At 38.4% G+C, this 5,566-nt stretch carries 3 protein-coding genes; all 3 read right to left on the bottom strand.

The features are described 5' to 3' along the window. Nucleotides 1-357, bottom strand: a 357-nt coding sequence (locus tag QA601_18545; protein ID MDG5817104.1) for a hypothetical protein, incomplete at its 3' end; no start/stop codon positions are given. A gap of 781 nt (nucleotides 358-1,138) precedes the next feature. Continuing rightward, a complete protein-coding gene (locus QA601_18540; protein ID MDG5817103.1) occupies nucleotides 1,139-2,155 on the bottom strand; it encodes a hypothetical protein in 1,017 nt (338 codons plus the stop codon). A gap of 1 nt (nucleotide 2,156) precedes the next feature. Continuing rightward, nucleotides 2,157-4,661, bottom strand: coding sequence for a hypothetical protein (locus QA601_18535; protein MDG5817102.1), 2,505 nt, complete (start codon nucleotides 4,659-4,661; stop codon nucleotides 2,157-2,159). Nucleotides 4,662-5,566: the final 905 nt, after the last annotated feature.

The raw sequence follows: 5,566 nt of genomic DNA, 5'->3' as shown, positions 1-5,566 counted from the left end.
ATCACCCTCTTCCCCGTTAAGAAATGCACTGTCAAATATATTCACTGTATCATTCATATTTGCCTGAAACAAGGATATATTATCACTGATTCTTATCATCATTCCTATTCCACTTAAATTACCCTCTGTAATCGGATACTCTTCCTTGAATACAGTATGAAGACGCGTGTATCCCTCATAAAAGATATAATTTTTTCGCTCACTTATCTGTTTTCCAAAATCCGATAAAGTTCCATGATTCTCCACCCTCACCGGATCCCCCACCACCCCTGCACTTATCTCAAGGGCCCTATCATGAACCTCCTTTAGCCTCTCTAAGCCGAAGCTCCCCCTCAAATCACCCCACTCTCTGACCACTTTATCCATAAACTGAATATAATTGAAGTAGCGATGAGCGGTGAGCTTTGAGCTATGAGCTTCGGAAGAGAGACTTTAGCAGCGGATTTCCGGGTCGGACCAGCAAAAACGCCCTTTAATGCCTCTAAAGGCCATTTTTTCCTATTTTTCTCCTGTTTTCAGCCCCTTAGAGCTCGATGGCTACACCTTCTATCCCATTCTAAGGATGAATGTTCACAATTTCTGCGTTTATTCAGGTGCTCAAATGCACCTGAACCTGCAATGCGCACCAGGAAGTATCTGCTTATGCTGAGGACTATCCTAATATAATCTTTTCGAGAATTGGTGAGTTTTGGGAGATGCACCTTTTAAGCTCTTAGAGCTTGTTGCAATGCATTCCCACCGGGGTCTAAGAGCCGGAAATTTGTCGGGAATGTTAAAGTTTTGCCCATTGCAGTTTGGTTTAGGGCAATTACACTGTTTTTTTCTGATCCGACCATAATTCATCGGTTCTAAGGGAGGACAAAACGAATTGGCAATACTTTTTTTTCTATATAAAAATCATCAGGCATAGTAAGATCTAGATCAAGCTTTCGTTTTACCCACAGTTCTATGTTTTTTGCTAACTCATCGTTTTTTATTTCAGGTGCTCAAAAATGTGGCTACCAAAACGAGGTTGGTTTGGATTCGTGGGCCAGGCAGTGGTACAGTAGGGCAGTGGTACAGTAGGGCGGCTATGAGAAGGCAGGGCTTTTGAACTGGAGATATTAATTTAAGTAGCAAATGTACACTAACGCATTGATCAATCACAATTTCCAGTTATGGTTTGAACATATTCCAGCAGTCTTTTCCTCATACCATACCTACTATTATCATGTTTTCTATCCATTTCAACTACAAAAGGCAGAAATTCACATGTGAAGTTATTGTTTTCAGTAAAGTACCTGTTTACCTCCTCCAACACTTTCTCATCTTTTTCGGTTAACTCCGTCTTTTTCTCCAGCCGCAGTATCAAAGTGTGTTTTTCGTGCATTGGCCTCATGATATAATTAATTATATAGCCATAAATACTGTAAATTAATTTTCTATATTCGTCATTCAAATCTAAATATTTATCAATAAAATAAATTGATGAAGAATCTGAAGCATGTAAACTGTTCTGTCGCATTTTACTAACCTCGAAGCGAAAGCGGAGTACTGGCTCATCTCTTATTTTTTCTATAAACCTGTCATGGTCTGGTATGTCAAAATAAGTAGATGCGAATCCAAAAGCCCTGAAGATATCTAATTCGGTGGTATCTTTGAAAACTCCACAACTATAGTCTGCCCTCGGGGATTGCCTGCCCATGCTTTCGTAAGTAATATCAGGGATCTCCTGGTCCAATAAAAAATGTACCATGTTATACCTGCCTATTATGCATTTTACACCACCCAAGTTTTCCCAGTAAAATCTTAATCTTTCCAAATCGGTTTCGGTACTGTAATTTCTGGCAGCAGCATTCACTTTTTTTTTGATTTCTTCGATTCTCTTGCGGTCGAAATTAAAATATCTGTAATATGCAACCCAGTCTGGATATTTTCTCACATATTCTAAATACTCAGTTATTCCTGTCCTATGCCTTTCAATATCTTCGTGTATACTCTCCCTTCTTCTTTTGTGTCTATCTACACACCAATCGAATTGCGTGTGTTCTCTTCCTAACTCCGCCGTACAAATACTGTCTATCCAATCATCGGTTCTTATGTGGGCTGTTACCGGCAATTGTACTGTTATAATACAAAAAACAGCTAATATTAATAGTCTGTTTTTAGTTTTCATTCTATGGTATCTCCTTTTCCCAAACTAATTTTACTCTGGCTGGTTCTGTAGCCCTGTCCATGGCCCATACCTTTACTACTCCATTTTCTTCTGCAATTCCTATGGCGTTAAATCGGGCAGGCCCTTTATTTTCTGGCATTTCGAAATCATCATCGTTAATCATTTGGTTAGTGGCATCAACCCAGGCCTTAGCAATCATGCTATTTGTGATATCAGCTTGACTATCAATACTTTCTCTGAACCTTTTTATCATTTCCTGTGTCCACTCCACATATTCCCCGTTTGCTGTCCATTGCTTATCGGCAGGCGACATACCACGTGCACGCCCATCACTACCGTACATTTTCCCATTAATGATACATTCTCCCCATCCAAGAACAACTCCATTTCTATTAATGAGGTCAAACCACTGTAATCCGTTAAGCTTGCTTATCTCATACCATAATTGTTCATCTGTGGGGTATGTATCGTCATCTATTTTAATGTTAAGATTGTAACAACTATTAAAGATAATCACATCCAAATTTTGCCAACTGTCATTAATTATATCTCTATGAAACATATCATATTTGGCATCAAAACCTAAAAGTTCTATTCTGTATTCTCTACCATGTGCATTTCTATTTCTAGTAAACAAAAATCCAGCATCTCCTGTACTAAGCCCATGCCCGGATAGCATATACCAAGATGCTTGATGCGGATATTGCATTCTTCTATCCGGAAATTCATCAAAGTCACTATTTGCAAATGTTAGGTTAACTACTCCAGCACTATAAACGTTTTCCATAGATGTTTTAGATTCCGCGAGAAACTCTCTTCTTTTTAATATTGAGTTGTTACTTGTGTAAACTGATTTCCCAAACTGATAACCAGATACTCTATTTAACTCCTCAGTATCTTCAATTGATTGGTATCTTCCAGGTGCAACCTCAAACGTATATCTTGGCCTAAACTGTATAGCCTGGTCTCTTCTAAGATTCGCATCTATATATGCTTCAGGATCAAAAATGATTTTCATATTACCTTCAGATATTTCCAATTTACTCACACTTTCGTGTTGTTCTTGTTTATCAGAATCGTACAAAACCAATCGTTCGCACATTTCATCTAAATAAACCCCATTCAAACCACCAACAAATGCTAAGGCCAACGTATGTTGCTCTCTAATCATTTCATCTGAAGGAATTTGCATACCATCGATTTGTGTTGTGGAAAACTCAATATTTGCTCTTATCGGTGCTCCTCTGGTTGCAATTTTTGAATAGTTAATCCTGTCCTGTATATTCCATGTGGTTGTACTTTGATCATAAAAATCTACATTTCTTATTCTTATGGGGACAAAATATCCTTTCTCTTCAGGATAATTTCCAATACTGTTTTTTGGCTTATACCTGACAGTTAAAATCTGTAACTCTTCATCAACAAGCTCGACATCAATAACTTCTTGCTTTATTATTTGATTAACATAGTCTTTCCATTTTTTCTCGATTACATCTTGGCCATCATTAAAAAGTTGCGTTCCATCAGGCAAATACACATTTATTCCACTTGTCCGTGTTATTTCTATCTTGTCATTATTTTCATCAACATCTGTTTTAAGTTGAGATTCTTCAGCTAAGTGAACACGTAATAATTCATTACCCATAACCACCGCTTTGAAATTAGAATCATCAGCATCTCTAAAAAAATACTTAGCCGCGTCAAAACTAAATCCAAAGTAAGCCAGAAATCTCCCGGCTTGATCCTTGAGCCAAGCAACTAAGTCAAATCCTCCAGGTGATTTATCAATAACCATTGCACCTAAAGTATCCTGTATGATTTCTATTTTGTCTCGTACATAATCGGCCCCCTGCATATCGAAGCCTACCACATTGGAACCAACAAATCCACTATCAAGTTCAATATATCGCTTCTGGCCATGCAGAAAAAAATTATCCGTTCGGTCGTTTTCTAAAGTATCAGTACGATTAATTGACTTTCTAAAAGATCTTGTGCGGAGGATATTTTTTCGGATATTGGTTATTGTCCCTTCTATGTCACCTCTTTTTGTAAAACCTGAAATATTGATGTCACTTGCAATACTCCTCAAAGGCAGTCTGACAAGATCAATCCCAAGGTAATATTTTTGCCCATCTGAATCTTCATGACCTTGTCCCCATATGCCATTTTGTTCAAGTAATGTCCACATAGAATCAGTCAAAGCCAATATTGTACATCTTCGGTTTACTCCATCCAACAATACATCCGAAAAAAGATTATTAGTGTCTTCTTGCGCTATGTACACCGAAATATTTTCAGAACTTCTTATTTTTAATCCCATACTCTGTAATGAGCCAAATAAATTTTCTTCGTGAACAGGATTCAAATCAATATTTAATCGAATGTAACCATCAATAAATAGATAATTCCTTCTCTTTTTATCTTGTTGTTTGTATTCTAATGTTAGCTCATGATTCTCCACCCTCACCGGATCCCCCACCACCCCTGCACTTATCTCAAGGGCCAAACCATGAACCTCCTTTAGCCTCTCTAAGCCGGAGCTCTCCCTCAAATCATCCCACTCTCTGACCACTTTATCCATAAACTGAATATAATTGAAATAGCGATGAGCGGTGAGCTTTGAGCTATGAGCTTCAGAAGAAAGACTTTAGCAGCGTTTTTTCCCGGGTCGAATGCTCTTTACTGCCTCTAATGGCCATTTTTTCTCCTGTTTTCAGCCCCTTAGAGCTCGATGGCTACCCCTCCTATCGAATCCTAAGGATGAATGTTCACAATTTCTGCGTTTATTCAGGTGCTCAAATACATCTGAACCTGCAATGCGCGTCAGGAAGTATCTGCTTGTGCTGATGTTTAACCTAATATAATCTTTTCGGCAATCGGTGAACTTTGAGAATTGCACCTTTTTAAGCTCTAAGCTCTTAGAGCTTGTTGCAATGCATTCCCATTGAGTTCTAAGAGCTGGGATTATTGGCGGGAATATAAAAAATATTGCCCACTGCAGCTTGGTTTAGAGCAATTACACTGATTATTTCTGGGCCGACCCAAAACTATTTTTTAAAACACCACTACAAATTATGAAAACTACAAAAAATGCTCTAGGCGCAACCCTTCGCAGACCCTTTGGTTGGGAGCTAAGGGACCACTCAGGTCGGTTCTCCTATCCTAGCCTCCGTAGCAGACTACTGCGTAGGGCAAGCCGTAAAACCTTGCGCGTTTTGCCTGGGCGGCTTTTTTGTGCACGGAGGTTAATTTCGGTGTGGTATTAACTTGGAAATATTTAATCACTCATTACCAAAAGGTTCAAAGTGCAACAGTCGAACAGTTTTTTCATTTCTCATTACTTCTCTTTTGCCATTACTAATTATAATATCCTGGGTAGCTGTAGATCTGTCATAAATTACAATGCCTTCA

The organism is Chitinispirillales bacterium ANBcel5, from assembly GCA_029688955.1.
GTDB classification, from domain to species: Bacteria; Fibrobacterota; Chitinivibrionia; order Chitinivibrionales; family Chitinispirillaceae; genus Cellulosispirillum; species Cellulosispirillum alkaliphilum.
Note: the sequence above shows the minus strand (reverse complement) of the source record. Positions and strands in the feature narration are given on the sequence as shown.